General features: G+C 62.7%; 13 protein-coding genes. 11 read left to right on the forward strand and 2 right to left on the reverse strand.

The window, feature by feature from the left end; translation table 11 throughout:
* Positions 1-34: 34 nt before the first annotated feature.
* From C8J98_RS03145 to C8J98_RS03155, 3 genes are all read left to right on the forward strand, one after another.
* The gene (locus C8J98_RS03145; protein WP_107910783.1) at positions 35-1,678 is read left to right on the forward strand and encodes a multicopper oxidase domain-containing protein; all 1,644 of its coding nucleotides are present in this window, start codon (positions 35-37) and stop codon (positions 1,676-1,678) included.
* A 774-nt stretch (positions 1,679-2,452) separates the two neighbouring features.
* On the forward strand, positions 2,453-4,489 hold the full coding sequence (locus tag C8J98_RS03150) for an alkaline phosphatase family protein (RefSeq protein ID WP_107910785.1): 2,037 nt from the start codon (positions 2,453-2,455) through the stop codon (positions 4,487-4,489).
* Between the two features lie 75 nt (positions 4,490-4,564).
* Positions 4,565-4,996 carry a DUF3617 family protein gene (locus C8J98_RS03155; RefSeq protein WP_146171496.1) on the forward strand — a complete coding sequence of 144 codons (432 nt, stop codon included), beginning with the start codon at positions 4,565-4,567 and terminating at the stop codon, positions 4,994-4,996.
* 92 nt (positions 4,997-5,088) lie between these two features.
* Here C8J98_RS03155 and C8J98_RS03160 read toward each other — a convergent pair whose 3' ends face one another.
* Positions 5,089-6,174, reverse strand: coding sequence for a LacI family DNA-binding transcriptional regulator (locus tag C8J98_RS03160; protein WP_233260084.1), 1,086 nt, complete (start codon positions 6,172-6,174; stop codon positions 5,089-5,091).
* Positions 6,175-6,516: 342 nt separating this feature from the next.
* Between C8J98_RS03160 and C8J98_RS03165 the strand changes: the two genes are divergently transcribed.
* From C8J98_RS03165 to C8J98_RS03200, 8 genes are read left to right on the forward strand one after another with little or no spacing between them, the layout of a single operon-like run.
* Positions 6,517-7,713, forward strand: a complete 1,197-nt coding sequence (locus C8J98_RS03165) for a Gfo/Idh/MocA family oxidoreductase (RefSeq protein WP_107910789.1) — start codon at positions 6,517-6,519, stop codon at positions 7,711-7,713.
* Positions 7,710-8,927 (forward strand): nucleoside permease, encoded by a 1,218-nt coding sequence (locus C8J98_RS03170; protein ID WP_107910791.1) that lies wholly within the window; start codon positions 7,710-7,712, stop codon positions 8,925-8,927. The genes C8J98_RS03165 and C8J98_RS03170 overlap by 4 nt, the downstream gene beginning before the upstream one ends.
* A gap of 18 nt (positions 8,928-8,945) precedes the next feature.
* Positions 8,946-9,833 (forward strand): sugar phosphate isomerase/epimerase, encoded by an 888-nt coding sequence (locus C8J98_RS03175; RefSeq protein ID WP_107910793.1) that lies wholly within the window; start codon positions 8,946-8,948, stop codon positions 9,831-9,833.
* 16 nt (positions 9,834-9,849) lie between these two features.
* The gene (locus C8J98_RS03180) at positions 9,850-11,541 is read left to right on the forward strand and encodes a GMC family oxidoreductase (protein WP_107910794.1); all 1,692 of its coding nucleotides are present in this window, start codon (positions 9,850-9,852) and stop codon (positions 11,539-11,541) included.
* Between the two features lie 10 nt (positions 11,542-11,551).
* Positions 11,552-12,142: a gluconate 2-dehydrogenase subunit 3 family protein gene (locus tag C8J98_RS03185; protein WP_107910795.1), complete on the forward strand. Its 591-nt coding sequence runs from the start codon at positions 11,552-11,554 to the stop codon at positions 12,140-12,142.
* A 29-nt stretch (positions 12,143-12,171) separates the two neighbouring features.
* A complete protein-coding gene (locus tag C8J98_RS03190) occupies positions 12,172-13,227 on the forward strand; it encodes a sugar phosphate isomerase/epimerase (protein WP_107910796.1) in 1,056 nt (351 codons plus the stop codon).
* 2 nt (positions 13,228-13,229) lie between these two features.
* Positions 13,230-14,132: a TIM barrel protein gene (locus C8J98_RS03195; RefSeq protein WP_107910797.1), complete on the forward strand. Its 903-nt coding sequence runs from the start codon at positions 13,230-13,232 to the stop codon at positions 14,130-14,132.
* Positions 14,129-14,893: a DUF1080 domain-containing protein gene (locus C8J98_RS03200; protein WP_107910798.1), complete on the forward strand. Its 765-nt coding sequence runs from the start codon at positions 14,129-14,131 to the stop codon at positions 14,891-14,893. The genes C8J98_RS03195 and C8J98_RS03200 overlap by 4 nt, the downstream gene beginning before the upstream one ends.
* A 9-nt stretch (positions 14,894-14,902) precedes the next feature.
* Here C8J98_RS03200 and C8J98_RS03205 read toward each other — a convergent pair whose 3' ends face one another.
* Positions 14,903-15,754, reverse strand: a complete 852-nt coding sequence (locus C8J98_RS03205) for a methyltransferase domain-containing protein (protein ID WP_107910799.1) — start codon at positions 15,752-15,754, stop codon at positions 14,903-14,905.
* Positions 15,755-15,927 lie beyond the last annotated feature (173 nt).

Below are 15,927 nucleotides of genomic sequence, written 5' to 3' on the forward strand. Positions count from 1 at the left end.
GGGCTGCACGACAGGCAATCAACGATAACTTCCCATGGATACTTCCCGACGCCGTTTCCTGGGCGTTGCCGGCGGATTCGCCGGTGCATGCGTTTTCGTCGAACCATGGCGCGTGGCCCAGGCGATGGATACGCCGATGGCCATGCCGATGAAGCAACGGATGGCCATGCCGGCCCTGGCCGCGCCGAACGTGCCGCTGGTGAACCCGGTGACCATGGCAAGGTTTGTCGATGCCCTGCCGGTGCCACCGATTGCCCTGCCCACGGGCAAGCGTACCCACGCCGCGTTCGGAGGCCAGCAGCTGCCGCTCTACCGCATGCCGATGCAGGCATTCAGTGCCAGGGTGCACCGGGATCTGCCGCCGACACCGCAATGGGGTTACGCGGGATCCACGCCGGGCCCCACGATCGTGACGCGCCGTGGCGAGCCGGTACTGGTGGAATGGGCCAACGAGCTTCCCACCCGGCATTTCCTGCCTATCGATCACGGTATTCATGGCGCGGAGAAATCCAAACCCGACGTTCGCACCGTCACCCACGTGCACGGTGCGCGCGTTTCCGCGCCGAACGACGGTTGGCCTGAAGACTGGTACGTGCCGGGTAAAGCGGTGACTGCTCTTTACCCGGGTGACCAGGACGCCACCACCTTGTGGTACCACGATCACGCCATGGGCATCACGCGGCTGAACATCTACGCGGGCCTGTTCGGCAGCTTCCATGTGCACGACGAAGACGAGCAAGCCCTGGGGCTGCCCTCGGGCGAATTCGACATTCCGTTGATGCTCTACGACCGCCTGCTCGCCAAGAGCGGCAAGCTTTACTACCCGGTTTCGGAAGATCCCGAGGCACCCTGGGTGTCCGAATGCCGCGGCGATGCGGTGCTGTGCAACGGCAAGCTGTATCCGTATCTTGAAGTGGAGCCACGCCGCTACCGCTTGCGGCTGATCAACGCGGCCAATACCAGCTTCTTCAACCTGTCGCTGTCACATGGCAAGCCGTTCCAGCAGATTGGCAGCGACCAGGGGCTGCTGGTAGCGCCTACCGATCGCCTGAGCATCGAACTCTACCCGGCCGAACGTGCCGAGGTAATCGTCGACTTCAGTGCTTATGCGGGCCAGTCGGTGCAGCTGCGCCACCAGGCCGACGGCATCGTCGAGTTCCGCGTTCGCGCCAAGGGTCGCCGCGATACCTCGGTGGTACCGGCCGCGTTGCGGCAGATCCAGCGCATCGATCCATCCATGGCCGTGCTGGATCGCGTGCTTGCACTGGGCGAGCAGGACGATTCGGGCGGCAACCCGATGACGATGCTGCTCGATGGAAAGATGTGGAGCGATCCCATCAGCGAAAAACCGAAGAAGGGCACGGTCGAAACCTGGACGTTCGTCAACGTGACGGGCGACGCGCATCCCATCCACCTGCACCTTGTGCGCTTCCAGGTACTGGAGCGCCGTCCGTTCGACCTCTTCGCGTGGAACGCCCGCAAGGAACTGAAGTTCACCGGTCCATCGATACCACCGGCAGCGCACGAAGCCGGCTGGAAAGACACCGTGCGCTGCGACCCCGGGATGGTCACCCGCATCATCACGCGCTTCGACGGCGAGCCAGGCAAATACGTCTGGCACTGCCATTACCTCGAGCACGAAGACAACGAGATGATGCGCCCGTACGAACTGGTCTGAACCCTGAGGGGGTTAGGCTCAGAGCCTTCGGTGCCCACCCTCGCTGCTCAGACAGTCCTCCGCGTTTCGTACCGGAAAGTCCGCTGCGCGGACCATGTTCTGTGTGGCCTACGGCCGCTCCACTTGTGCGGAACTCGCCTCGAGGGTGGGCACCGAAGACTCTTCCCAGCGCTGAGGTTCGTGTGGGTCGAGCCGACGAAGCGCCGCTGCTTCGGCTGCTGGCTCGTCGCCATCGTCATCGCAAGACGGTCACCCGCGTCGCGCCAGTCGCGATCGTCCTCGCGAGGCAGCGCAGCAGCTACGAAGGCGCTGACGGAGCCGGAAATGATGTGCCGGCAGGACCGCCGTAACGGTCCGCTTCGGCAACCACACCCACGCCAACGGCTCGCCTTACAGCTAACCGTATCGTCGTGAGAGACCTGGGTGCCCACCCTCGAGGCGAGTTCCGCACAAGTGGAGCGGCCGTAGGCCAGATAGATACACGGGCCGCGTTAGCGGCCTTCCGGTACGAAACGCGGAGGACTGTCTGAGCAGCGAGGGTGGGCGCCCAGGTCTCCCCCGCGAGCCGCCCCCGCGACGCTGAAAGCCAAACCCGCGAAGATTGTTCGCAATATCTTGCGTTGACACGTGAGCGTCATCACACCCTCGCGCATTGTCGCCTGCGTGCCAACGATTCGTCACATGCGGGGCAGATGCTCACGACGGTCGACGGGCCACCCACAACCTTAGTCGACAAGCATCAGGGGGAAGACTTCCAGTAGGGAGAGATTCACAATGGTTACGTCGTTGCGCCGCACGCGGCTTTTGCCGCTGTTGATGGGTGCGCTTTCCGTCGGCCTCGCCGGCATCGTCAGCGCCCAGGACACCACTCCGCCCGACCACGATGCACAGTTCCGCCAGAATGTGCCCGTGGCTCCCTTCAAGAACCAGGTTGGCCTTCCCGGCGGCGTCGTCGTACTGCACAAGCCGACCCAGGGCCAGGACAACAGCAACAATACCGCCACCCCGATCAAGCATGTGATCCTGCTGATCGGCGAGAACCGCACGTTCGACCACGTTTATGGCACCTACACCGCGCCGAAGGGGCAGTCGGTGGACAACCTGCTGTCCAAGGGCATCGTCAATGCAGACGGCACGCCGGGTCCGAACGTGGACCTTGCCACGCAGTTCATGGCCTCGAGCACCGGCAAGTTCGACATGTCGCCGAAGAAGGCCGGCAAGTACAAGACGCTTCCGCAGATGAACACCGGTGGCGCACCCACCGCGGCACCCTTCGCTTCCGCGGCGCAGGCGCAGGCCCTTGAGCCGGCCCTGCCCGATGGCACCTACGACATGCTCGCTGCCGGTGGCACGGGCCTGCCCAACGGCGTGGTCGATACTCGCTTCCCGGCCAGGCTAGTCAACGCGCCGGTGGACATGCATGCATCCATCAGCTACGACGCCTACGCCAACAGCCCCGTGCACCGCTTCTTCCAGATGTGGCAGCAGCTCGATTGCGACACCAGGGTAGCTACCGCCGCCAACCCCAGCGGTTGCCGCAACGACCTGTTCCCGTGGGTTGAAACCACCATGGGCGCAGGGAACAACGGCGCTCCGCTGCCGGCGAACTTCAACGACCAGACCACCGGTGAAGGCTCCACCGCCATGCAGTTCCTGAACATGGCCCAGGGCGATGCGCCTTACTTCAAGAAGCTGGCCCAGAAGTACGCGCTGAGCGACAACTTCCACCAGTCGGTGATGGGTGGCACGGGTGCCAACCACATCATGCTGGGCTTCGGCACCTTGATCTACTACGCCGACGCCAACGGCAACCCGGCCACCCCGCCGGAAAACCAGATCGAGAACCCGGACGCGCAGTTCGGTACCAACAACTGGTGGGTGCAGGACGGCTACGGTGGTGGTTCGTACGTCAATTGCGCTGACGAAAGCCAGCCGGGCGTGAAGCAGGTCAAGAACTACCTGCGCTCGCTGCCGTACCTGACGTTCAAGGGCACGGACTGCAAGGCCAAGGCCTACTACCTGGTGAACAACTACAATCCAGGCTACATGGGTGACGGCACGCCGGCTCCGCTGGGCGCCGACCAGTTCACCATCCCACCGACCACGCAGGAGAACCTGGCGCTGCTGCTGGAGAAGCACAAGGTTTCCTGGAAGTACTACGGTGAAGGCTTCGGTGGCGGCAAGGAAGACGGCGAGGCCGGCACCTTCTGCAACATCTGCGATCCGTTCCTGTACTCCACCCAGGTCATGACCAACCCGGAACTGCGCGCCAAGAACCAGGACATCAACGACCTGTACGACGACATCCAGAACAACACGCTGCCGGCCGTTTCCATCGCCAAGCCGGACGGCATCCTCGATGGCCATCCGGCCTCGTCGAAGCTGGACCTGTTCGAAGGCTACGTGCGCAAGATCGTCGAAATGGCCGAAGCCAACCCGAAGGTGTGGGACGACACCGTGATCATGGTGACCTTCGATGAAGGTGGTGGCTACTACGACTCCGGCTACATCCAGCCGATCGACTTCTTCGGCGACGGCACGCGCATCCCGCTGCTGGTGGTGTCGAAGTACTCCCTCGGCGGCAAGGTCGTGCACACGTACTACGACCATGTCTCGTTCGACAAATTCGTCGAGGCCAACTGGAACCTGAAGGACCAGATCTCCGCCCGCAGCCGCGACAACCTGCCTAACCCGGTGTCGTTCAAGGAGAACCCGTATGTACCGGTGAACGCACCGGCCATCGGCAACCTCATGGACATGTTCAACTTCACCAGGAAGGACGTCAGCGACACGACCGCGATCGTTGACTGATCGCTCACCGTTCGCTCGATACCGACCCTGCCCGCGAAAGCGGGCAGGGTTTTCGTGTTCGCAAGGAGTCAGATGATGATGAAGCTTTCCCTGCTCACCGCTGCCGCCGCGTGTGCATTTGCCATAACTGCGACCACACCTGTCCACGCCGATCCCGGTGACTTCGGCGCCATGCCCGGGCTGTGGAAGATCCTTGTGCGGCACGTGGCCAACGGCAAGACAGGTGCACCGGAAGTGCATTGGCATTGCGTGGATGAAGGTGCCGATCCCTGGACCACGTTCGCCGCGTGGACGCCGGCGGAGGGTGAGTGCACCGCCACGGACAAGCGACGCCGCAGTACCTCGCTGGCGTGGAAGCTCACCTGCAAGGCGGCCCCGCCGGCTTCGGCGCATGTGGATTTCGACAGCGCCAAGCACTACACAGGCAGCGTCACAGCCGAAGGCCGCGGCGAGGTTACGCAGGTGGAGGGCGACCGTTACGCCGCCTGCACCAGTCCGCAAGATTAACGCGGCGACGGCAGCCACAACTCCATTTGTCGCCACGTGCAGCCGAGCATAAGGCTCGCCGAATCCAAGGTTATCTGGTCACAGTGGCCAAACTACGTGAGATCGCGCCCGGTCACACGCGGCGCAGTCGATCCCCGCACCACCAGATCAGCCGACAGCACTCTCTTCCGCGGGGGCACCGCGGGATCGTTGAGCAGTTCGATCATCATGGTCATCGCTTCGCGCCCCAAGGCATTCTTTGGCTGGGCAACGGTAGTCAACGGCGGTGACGTATAGCGCGCGAAGCGGATATCGTCGAAGCCGACCACGGAGACATCTTCCGGCACGCGCAGGCCATGCGAGCTCAATGCGCGCATCGCCCCGATCGCCATTTCGTCGTTGGAACAGAACACGGCGCTGAACGGCTGTCCTCGCGAGAGGAACAGCTCGATGGCGCGCTCGCCCGCTTCGGTCGAGAAGTCACCGACGGTGGTCAGTGCGGGGTTGGCGGAAATCTTCGCCCGCTGCAGGGCGAGGTGGTAGCCGCGCTCACGATCCACGCATATCGGGCTCGACGACGGACCAGCGATGAAGGCGATATCGCGGTGCCCCAGCGTAACGAGATAGTCGACCGCGAAGCCCGCGGCGGCGACGTTGTCGATATAGACACTAGAGATGTTGCTGTCCTTGACGTACTCGCACGCATTGACCACAGGCAGGCGGCCGTCGATGGGGATCGCCGGTACACGGTGGGACATGGTGATGATGCCGTCGGCCTGGCGCGCCGCGACCATGTCGGCATACGCCTGCTCGCGCACCAGGCTGCTCTGTGTCTCACCCAGGAGCACCGAATAACCATTCTCGTACGCGACCTGCTCGATGCCGCGAATCACCTCCGAGAAGAACGGGTTGGCGATGTCGGGGAGCAAGGCGATGATCAGTCGCGTACGCGCCGTGCGCAGGTTGCGCGCGAGCGCATTGGGCGTATAGCCCAGACGCTTGACCACCTCATGGATGCGCAAGCGCGTCGCTTCGCTGACCAGCTCGGGCCGCTGCAAGGCGCGAGAAACAGTTGCCACTGAAACCTTTGCGATGGTCGCGATTTCCTTGACCGTCCGGACACGCGCAGGCTGCAGCGCAGCATTCGCACCCTCGCCCTTGGCGCCCTGCCGCTTACGCTTGGATCCGTCGGCACTCACCCGTTCCAGTCCCTTTATCGCCGTTGTGCCTCGGACGATACCAGTTGGCAGCGCCCAAGACGGATATGTCCGAAGCGGTCGTCCCGCCTGGTATTTGTGCAGTGCAATGTAATGGATTACATAAAATCGTTGCATCGGCGTTTGCACATCTGCTAAACACTTTGCCACGTTTAAGGCGCTCAGCGGGAACGCGCCTGATGTGTTGAACCAAAACTCCATACATGTAAAGCGACCAACGTCAGTGTTTATACCGATGTAATCGAATACATTCGGTTGCTATCGACGCATCGGAGGGGAAATGGCAGGCCAGTCCATATCGACCAGCGCCAGGGCGCAAACCCGATGAAGAAGCTCGGCATGGGGCTCGTCGGCCCCGGCTTTATCGCCGCGCATCACCTCGATGCCGTACGTCGTCTGGGAAGCGTCGATATCGTCGGCATCGCCGGCTCCAGCCCCGAATCCGCAAAGAAGCGGGCGCGCGAACTCAACGCCGGTCGAGCCTACGCGAGCTACCAGGAACTGCTGGCCGACCCCACCGTGCAGGTGGTTCACAACACCACGCCCAACCATTTGCACAGGGAGGTCTCATTGGCGGCGCTTCGCGCCGGCAAGCATGTGATCTCCGACAAACCGCTGGCCAGCAGCACGCAGGAAGCGCGTGAGCTGTACGAAGCCGCGCGAGAATCCCATGTCGCGCACGTCGTCACCTTCAACTATCGCGGCTACCCGCTTGTGCAGCAGGCACGCGCGATGATCGCGAAGGGCAAGGTCGGCCCGGCGGTATTCGTCCATGGTTGTTATCTGCAGGATTGGCTGACCGACGAGCGCGCTTATTCGTGGCGCCTCGATCCCAAACGGGGTGGTGCCAGCTCCGCGCTTGGTGACATCGGCTCGCACTGGTGCGACCTGGCCGAACACGTGACCGGCGCGCGTATAACCGCGGTACTGGCCGACCTGCACACGGCCGTGCCGGTCCGCGAGGTGCCGGCGGCTTCGCCGAAGGCTTTCGCGGGCGCAGCCAAATCGACATCACGGCGCAAGATCAAGATCACCAGCGAGGACCTGGCCAGTGTGCTGCTGCGCTTCGACAACGGTGCGCGCGGCTGCGTCACCGTCGGTCAGGTGCTTCCCGGTCACAAGAACGATCTGCGCCTGGAGGTAAGCGGGCGCCTGGCTTCACTGGCGTGGCGACAGGAGCAGCCCAACGAACTCTGGATCGGCCACCACGCGCAGGCCAATGCGCTACTGACGCGAGATCCCGCGCTGCTTGATCCCTCTGCGCGCGGTTACGCGCACCTGCCCGCAGGCCACCCGGAAGCCTGGGCAGACGCATTCGGCAACCTGATCGCTGACGCCTATAAATGGATTCGCCGCGGTGGCACGCCCGAAACCAAACCAGCCGCGCTACCTACTTTCGCCGACGGCTATCGCAACAGCCTGCTGGTCGACGCGATGCTCAAGAGCCATGCCGCCGGCGGCGTATGGCAGCACGTCGAAGACCCTCTCGGACCACTACGCACAAAGGGGAAACGGGGATGAAATGGCGCCTTAGATTGATGATGTTGTTCGAATTCGCGATTTGGGGTGCCTGGTACGTCACCGTCGGCACCTGGCTTGGACAAACGTTACATTTCACCGGCACGGAAATCGGCGCCGTCGCGGGCACCACCGCCATCGGCGCGATGATCTCGCCGCTCTTCGTCGGTCTGCTCGCCGACCGACTATTCGATACGCGCCGCGTGCTCGCCCTCTTGCACATCGTCGGCGCCGTCCTGCTGGTGGTCGCCGCCCAACAGAGTTCGTTCGCCGTGTTGTACGCCACCCTCCTGGCTTACAGCCTCTGCTACATGCCGACGCTGGCGCTGACCACTTCGCTGGCCATGCGGCATATCGACGATCCGCAGGAAGAGTTCGGCGCGATCCGCGTGTTCGGTACGCTCGGCTGGATCGTGATGGGCCTGATCGTCGGCGCCTGGGGCGTGGAGGCGACGGCGTCGCCCCTGCTCCTGGCCGCCGGCCTTTCGGTCGTGATGGCGGGCTATTGCTTCACGCTGCCGCCGACGCCGCCGCTCGCGCGCCACAAGCAGTTCGAGATACGTCATGTCCTCCCGCTCGAGTCCCTGCATCTGCTTCGCAATCGGTCGATGGCGGTCTTCGCCCTCGCGTCGTTCCTGATCTGTATTCCGCTGCAGTTCTATTACGCGTTCACCAACCTGTTCCTCAACGAGATCGGCGTGGTCAACGCCGCTGGCAAGATGACCGGCGGACAGATGTCGGAAATTCTGTGCATGTTGCTCATCCCGTGGTTCTTCCGGCACCTTGGCGTGAAGTACATGCTCGCCGTGGGCATGCTGGCCTGGGTGTTGCGTTATGCCATGTTCGCCTTTGGCGGCACGGGCGAGCTGATGTGGATGCTCTGGCTCGGCATCATCCTGCACGGCATCTGCTTCGACTTCTTCTTCGTCGTCGGCCAGATCTATATCGATCGCGAGGCGCCGGCCGCCTTGCGCGCGGCAACGCAGGGACTGATCACCTTCCTGACCTACGGCCTCGGCATGTTCGTCGGCTCCTGGATGTCCGGTCTGGTCGTCGATACCTACGCACGAACCGATGCCCAGGGCGCCGTGACGCACGACTGGTACGCGATCTGGATGATTGCCGGTGCTTGCGCCGCGGTCGTTCTGGTCCTCTTCGTACTGCTATTCAAGGACCGCAAGGCGACGGCAAGCATCCCTGTCGCCGACGCCAACTGATTCCCCGGAGAACCATTCATGATGACTCGCAGGCAGTTCCTGGCTCGTTCCGCGCTTGGTGGCACGGCGGCGTGGCTCGCCCTTGGCGCGCCAGGTCAAGTCCTCGCCGCCGCGGCGCGGGGCAAGGCGCTCGGCATTCAGCTCTACATGGTGCTGAAGGCATACCAGGATGACCCCACCGGCACGCTCAAGACGCTCAAGGCGATCGGCTACACGGAAATCGAAGCCATCATCACCAGCACGGCCAAGACGCTGCGTGATCAGTTGAACGAGGCAGGCCTGCGTTGTCCGAGCATGCATTTCGACAGCCTCGGCTTCGAGCCCGGCATCGAAGCCGCACATGCGCTTGGCGCGAAGTACATCGTCAGCAGCATGCTCCCGTCGATCATGCAGAAGGAGCAGGCAGCAAAGGGAGGGAGCGCGCCGGAACCGGCCTACTCGCTGGACGATGCCAAGCGCACCGCCGAGTATGCGAATCGCCTCGGCGAAAAGGCCACGCAAGCGGGACTGCAGTACGCGTACCACAACCACCATCTCGAATTCACCGACGTCGGTGGTGGGCAGACGTTCTACGACGTGCTTCTTAAGGAAACCGATCACAAGCTCGTGCAGTTCGAGCTCGACTGCGGTTGGGTCCATGCGGGTGGCAAGAGTCCCGTGGATTACTTCAAGGCGAACCCCGGCCGCATCCCGCTGATGCATGCCAAGGATTTCCTGCCGGGCGGAGCGAAGGACTATCCGGGCGCGGAACTCGGGCGCGGCACGCTCGACTACAAGCCGATCATGGCGGCGGCGGACACCTCCGGGCTGAAGCATTGCTTCGTCGAGCAGGAGGGCCCGTTCGCCCGCATGAGCCAGCTCGACGCTGCCCGCGTCGACTACGACTACCTGCGCCCGCTGCGCTGACTCCCAAGGGATACGCATGGAAAAGAACACATTCGACGCCATCGTCGTTGGTACTGGCGTCAGCGGCGGTTGGGCCGCGAAGGAACTGACCGAGAAGGGACTCAAGACCCTCGTTCTCGACCGCGGTCCCATGGTCAAGCATGGCGATTACCCAACCGCCATGAAAGCACCCTGGGAACTGCCGTACGCCGACGAACCGACGCAGGAAGACATCGCGCGCCATCAGAAACACACGCGTCCTTCGTTCTACGGCATCACACAGTCCACCAAGCACTGGTTCGTCGACGATGTCGACAACCCGTATGAAGAGACCAAGCCGTTCGACTGGTTCCGTGGTTACCATGTGGGCGGACGCTCGCTGATGTGGGGTCGACAGAGCTATCGCTTCAGTGCCATGGACTTCGAGGCTAACGGTAAGGAAGGCGTCGGTGTGGATTGGCCTATCCGCTACGACGACCTCGCTCCCTGGTACGACTACGTCGAACACTTCATCGGCGTCAGCGGGTCCACCGAGCATCTGGCGCAATTGCCGGACGGCGAGTTCCTCAAGCCGATGCAACTCAACTGCGTCGAGAAAGATTTCCAGGGCAAGCTGGACGACAAATTCAAGCGCAAGCTCATCATCGGCCGCACCGCCAACCTCTCCGAGCCGCTCAAGCACGACAAGAGTCCGCAGCGTGCGCAGTGCCAGTATCGCAACCTGTGCATGCGTGGCTGCCCTTTCGGCGCCTACTTCAGCAGTAACTCCTCAACCCTTCCCGCCGCCGAAAAAACCGGCAACATGACGATCGTCACCAACGCCATCGTCTACGAGGTGATCTACGACGACACCAAAGGCAAGGCGACGGGTGTGCGTGTACTGGATGCGGAGACCGGTCATCAGACGGAGTACTTCGCGCGCGTGATCTTCCTCAACGCGTCCACCTTTGGCACCACGCATATCCTGCTCAACTCCGTGTCCAGCCGATTCCCCAACGGCTTTGGCAACGACAGCGGCGAAGTCGGCCACAACATCATGGACCACATCTTTGGCAACGGTGCGCGGGCACGGGTCGAAGGCCATGAAGACCGCTACTACTCCGGGCGCCGGCCCAACGGCTTCTACATTCCACGCTACCGCAACGTCGGCACGGACAAGCGCAGCTATCTGCGTGGCTTCGGCTACCAGGGCGGCGCGAGTCGCAGCGACTGGACACGGCTCGTCAACGCGCCGGTACTAGGCGACGAGCTCAAGCACGCCGCCGAGAAACCGGGCCCCTGGTGGGTCTCGATGATGGGCTTCGGTGAAATGCTGCCCAATCATCAGAACATGGTGACCCTCGACCGCAATCATAAGGACAAGTACGGCATGCCCGTGCTCAACTTCGATGCCGCGCACAGGGAGAACGAGAGGCTGATGAGCAAGGAGATCATCACCGATGCGATGGAAATGCTGAGCTCCGCTGGTTACCGCGACGTGAGCTCCTTCACGATGCAGGCCAACGTCGGCGCCGGCATCCATGAAATGGGTACCGCGCGTATGGGCCGCGACCCGAAGACGTCGGTACTCAACGAATGGAACCAAATGCATGCATGCAAGAACGTCTTCATCACCGACGGCTCGGCCATGGCGTCGTCCGCCTGCCAGAATCCGTCACTGACTTACATGGCGCTGACCGCACGCGCGGCCAGCCACGCCGTGGAAGAACTCAAGCGCGGCAACATCTGAGGATATGCCCATGAACCGTCGCGAATGGTTGAAAAGCATGTCCGCGCTTGCCGTCAGCGCTATCGCCGCGCCGTCCCTGTTGGCTGTCTTTGATGCCCATGCCGCTTCACAGAACCCGGGAACGGCGCCCCTCTTCTTCAGTCCGGCGCAAAGCGGCCTGATCGCTGCGGTGGTCGACATTGTCATCCCGCGCACCGATACCCCGGGAGCCCTCGATGCGGGCGTGCCAGCCTTTATCGATCAGATGTTCAAGGCCGTCTATAGCAAGGCCGATCAACAGCGGTACCTCACCGCGCTTGCCGCGTTCGACAAGGCCGGTGGCAAACCTTTTCTCCAGCTCGACGACGCGCAGCGCAAGTCCCTGGTGACCAGGCTACACAGCAAGGCGATAGAGACCCCGCAGGGTCACACGCTGACACCCGAAGCCAACTTCGTGCTGATGACCAAGAAGCTGACCATGCTGGGCTTCTTCATGTCCCAGCCCGGTTGCACGCAGGTGCTCCAGTATGTCGCCGTCCCCGGTGGCTTCGAGGCCGACATACCGCTGTCCCAGGCAGGCAATGGCAAAGCCTGGGCTGTGGAAACGGAACTGAAGATCTGACCCATGAATCCAATGCGGAGAGCATGCGCATGAAAACGCTCAAGGGGCCAGGCATCTTTCTCGCCCAGTACGCGGGCGATACGGCGCCATTCAACACGCTCCCCGATATCGCCCGGTGGGCGGCATCACTCGGCTTTGTCGGCGTGCAGATTCCCACCAACGATCATCGCCTGTTCGATCTGGAACTGGCCGCGACAAGCAAGGCTTATTGCGAGGACATCGCGGGCATGCTGGCCGGGCACGGGCTCGCGGTGACCGAGCTGTCTACGCATCTGCAGGGGCAGCTCGTCGCCTCGCACCCCGCCTACGACCGTTTGTTCGATGGTTTCGCGCCAGCGGCACTGCGTGGTAACACGCCGCAACGCCAGGCCTGGGCCGTGCAGCAGCTCAAGCTTGCGGCAAAAGCGAGCAGGCATTTCGGCCTGACCGCACATGCAACGTTCTCTGGTGCGCTTGCCTGGCATCTGTTCTACCCGTGGCCACAACGCCCTGCCGGGCTGATCGAAGAAGCCTTCGCAGAGCTCGGGAAACGTTGGCGGCCCATCCTCGATGCGTTCGATGAGGTCGGCGTCGATGTCTGTTATGAACTTCACCCCGGTGAAGACCTCCATGACGGCGGTACCTTCGAGCGCTTTCTCGAGGCCGTAGGGAACCACCCGCGCGCCAACATCCTCTTCGACCCCAGCCACATGGTCCTGCAGCAGATGGACTATCTGCAGTTCATCGACATCTATCATGAGCGCATCCGTGCGTTCCATGTAAAGGATGCCGAGTTCCGTCCCAGTGGGCGCGCCGGCGTCTACGGCGGCTACCAGAACTGGATTGACCGGCCCGGACGCTTCCGCTCGCTGGGCGACGGGCAGATCGATTTTGGCGCGATCTTCAGCAAGCTTGCGCAGTACGACTATCCGGGCTGGGCCGTGCTCGAATGGGAGTGCTGCATCAAGGATGCCCTGCAAGGCGCAAAGGAAGGCGCGGTCTTTATCCGTGACCACATCATCAAGGTGACCGAGCGCGCGTTCGACGACTTCGCCGCGACCGGCGGCGACCGCGCATTTAATCGCGACATACTGGGGCTCGACTAACCATGACCACCTCTCCCGGCATCAGCCGCCGGACCGTACTCGGTCGCCTCGCCGCTGCTGCGGCGGCCGTCGGCACGCTGCCCTTGCTCGCCTCTGCCGATACCGTGCGCGGCAAGACCGCTCCCGAGAAGGCACACCCGGGGCGCCTCAAGCAGTCGCTGAGCCGCTGGACCTCCAAGGCGCCACTTCCCGAACTGTGCAAGCACCTGAAGACCATTGGCTTCTCCGGCGTCGATCTGCTGTATGCGGATGAATGGGCCGTGGTGAGCGACAGCGGCCTGGCGGTATCGATGGGCTACCCCGCCAAGCGGGATAACTTCATCGCGATGGGTTTCAATGACCCGGCCAACCACGCCACGCTGCTGAAGGAACTGGAGGCGACGATTCCACTCGCCAAGCGTGCCGGCGTGACCAATCTGATCACCATGTTCGGCAACCGCACGGCGGGCATCGACGAGCGCCAGGCGGTCGACAACTGCGTCGCGGGTCTCTCCAGAATTGCGCCCTACGCAGCCGAGAACGGCATCACCCTGTGCGTGGAGCTGCTGAACAGCAAGGTCGACCACCACGGCTATCAGGGCGACAGCACCGCGTTCGGTGTTGCGGTGATGAAAGGCATCAACTCGCCTAACGTCAAGCTGCTCTACGACATCTATCACATGCAGATCATGGAAGGCGATGTGATCCGCACCATCCGCGACAACATCCAGTGGATCGGTCATTTCCACACCGGCGGCGTACCTGGCCGACATGACATCGACGGCACCCAGGAGCTCAACTACCACGCTATCGCGAAGGCGATCGCGGATCTGAATTTCCAGGGTTTCATCGCACACGAGTTCATGCCTTCGCGAACCGACCCTTTCGACTCGTTTGCCGAGGCACTCAGGATATGCACGGTATGAATTTTCATCGAGCCCTTTTCATTCTTGCCGCCATCGGACCATCGTCCGCATGGGCACAGACCGATCCCAAGGCGACCGAACAGTGGGAGCCGGTGCCCAGGATCGTGGCGTCGGGTAATCAGGACGGCGCACCTCCCTCCGACGCCATCGTGCTGTTCGATGGCCGCGACCTCGCGCAATGGGAATCATCCAAAGACCATTCCCCGGCACACTGGAAGGTGCACGACGGTGTGCTGACAGTCGACAAGGCCGCAGGCAACATCCAGACCAAACAGCGGTTCAAGAACTACCAGATGCATCTGGAATGGCAGATACCCAAGGACGTCGCTGGCGAAGGCCAGCTGCGCGGCAACAGCGGTGTGTTCCTCGCCTCGACCGGGCCGGTGGACGAAGGCTACGAACTCCAGATCCTGGATTCGTGGAAGAACAAGACCTATGTCAACGGACAGGCGGCCAGCATCTATAAACAGACGCCTCCCCTGGTCAATGCCATGCGCCCGCCGGGAGAATGGCAAACCTATGACGTGATCTGGACAGCGCCGAGCTTTGCCGCCGACGGTACGCTGAAGTCACCGGCCTATGTGACGGTGATCCACAATGGCGTAGTGGTACAGAACCACATCCAGCTTGCCGGCGAGACCTTCTACATCGGCAAGCCGAAGTACACGCCGTACGCCGATGCGGCGATCAAGCTTCAGGCGCATGGCGATCCCTCGTCGCCTATCAGTTATCGCAATATCTGGGTGAGGCCGCTGGATTGAACGGCGACGCTAGTGTGCGTCGACCGTCCCGACGGCCAGGGTGAAGCTTTGCAGGAAGTGGAAGTCCCGGCGACGTAGCGCGAAGTCGGGATGCTCGGGATCGCACAGTTGCGTCAGCTCTTCGAAATCCTCGTCCGACAGGTACGGGCGCAGTCGCTCGCCCCAGGTGTTCCGGAAGATCGTCTCCAGAAGGTAGCTTTCGTCCGCCGGGCGCAGCGGCGATGTGCGCTCGATCATCACCGTGCGCACGGTGACGTCGCGTAACCCGGATCGCTGCAACAGCCCCACGACGGATCGGACGGCGGTCAGGTCGCGTTCGCTGACCTGATAGCGGTCGCGGTAGTACTGGCGGACCGCTTCATTGGCCAACCGCTCGAGCCTGGCGTCCCAGGCGAAATACATGTCCGGCAACAGCGAGCTCTGCCCTAGTGCAATCCGGCCACCGGGACGGAGCAGGCCCGCCAGGGTCCGCACGCCCGCGACCGGATCGTGCAGATGGTTGACCGTGTTGACCGACCAGACCAGATCGACGGTGTGGCCAGCCAAGGGGGGCTTCAGCAAGTCCGCCTGTACTACTAGCGTGTCTGCCGGCGCCATCCTGCGTGCGGCTGCCGTGTGAGCCGCCGCAAGGTCGATCCCCGTGACTGATCCCTCTGCACCAACTTCGGCTCGGAACCATTCGAGCGCGTCTCCCGTGCCGCACCCTGCGTCGAGCACGTGCATGCCCGGCTTCAATCCCAGGCTGGCGATCGATTGGCGAAGCTCCGGTCCGGCGAACGCGTTGAACTGGCTGAGCTTGCGTGAGTAGTCGCGCGCTACGGTGTCACCGAGCAGGCCGGACGTGTCGATGGGTCGGGTCATGAGGTCCGGGACTGAAGAAGGGTGGTGGAGGCCGGGGGTATTCGATCATCGCCGCCCCGGTATCACGCATGGTGGGTCGACATACCATTTTGCGCAAGAGTGCATTGTGGGTAATCGACATTCCCCTCGGGGTCGACGGCAACCATGTTGCTTGCTCATCAACTCTCTTGAGG

The organism is Luteibacter sp. OK325, assembly GCF_003050935.1.
Lineage (GTDB): Bacteria > Pseudomonadota > Gammaproteobacteria > Xanthomonadales > Rhodanobacteraceae > Luteibacter.

Bases quoted from the DNA above. Each gene is read 5' to 3' on its own strand.
- C8J98_RS03145 (WP_107910783.1), top strand. From the start codon at position 35: ATGGATACTTCCCGACGCCGTTTCCTGGGCGTTGCCGGCGGATTCGCC.
- C8J98_RS03185 (WP_107910795.1), top strand. From the start codon at position 11,552: ATGAACCGTCGCGAATGGTTGAAAAGCATGTCCGCGCTTGCCGTCAGC.
- C8J98_RS03165 (WP_107910789.1), top strand. From the start codon at position 6,517: ATGAAGAAGCTCGGCATGGGGCTCGTCGGCCCCGGCTTTATCGCCGCG.
- C8J98_RS03205 (WP_107910799.1), bottom strand. From the start codon at position 15,754: ATGACCCGACCCATCGACACGTCCGGCCTGCTCGGTGACACCGTAGCG.
- C8J98_RS03155 (WP_146171496.1), top strand. From the start codon at position 4,565: ATGATGAAGCTTTCCCTGCTCACCGCTGCCGCCGCGTGTGCATTTGCC.
- C8J98_RS03195 (WP_107910797.1), top strand. From the start codon at position 13,230: ATGACCACCTCTCCCGGCATCAGCCGCCGGACCGTACTCGGTCGCCTC.
- C8J98_RS03190 (WP_107910796.1), top strand. From the start codon at position 12,172: ATGAAAACGCTCAAGGGGCCAGGCATCTTTCTCGCCCAGTACGCGGGC.
- C8J98_RS03180 (WP_107910794.1), top strand. From the start codon at position 9,850: ATGGAAAAGAACACATTCGACGCCATCGTCGTTGGTACTGGCGTCAGC.
- C8J98_RS03200 (WP_107910798.1), top strand. From the start codon at position 14,129: ATGAATTTTCATCGAGCCCTTTTCATTCTTGCCGCCATCGGACCATCG.
- C8J98_RS03170 (WP_107910791.1), top strand. From the start codon at position 7,710: ATGAAATGGCGCCTTAGATTGATGATGTTGTTCGAATTCGCGATTTGG.
- C8J98_RS03175 (WP_107910793.1), top strand. From the start codon at position 8,946: ATGATGACTCGCAGGCAGTTCCTGGCTCGTTCCGCGCTTGGTGGCACG.
- C8J98_RS03150 (WP_107910785.1), top strand. From the start codon at position 2,453: ATGGTTACGTCGTTGCGCCGCACGCGGCTTTTGCCGCTGTTGATGGGT.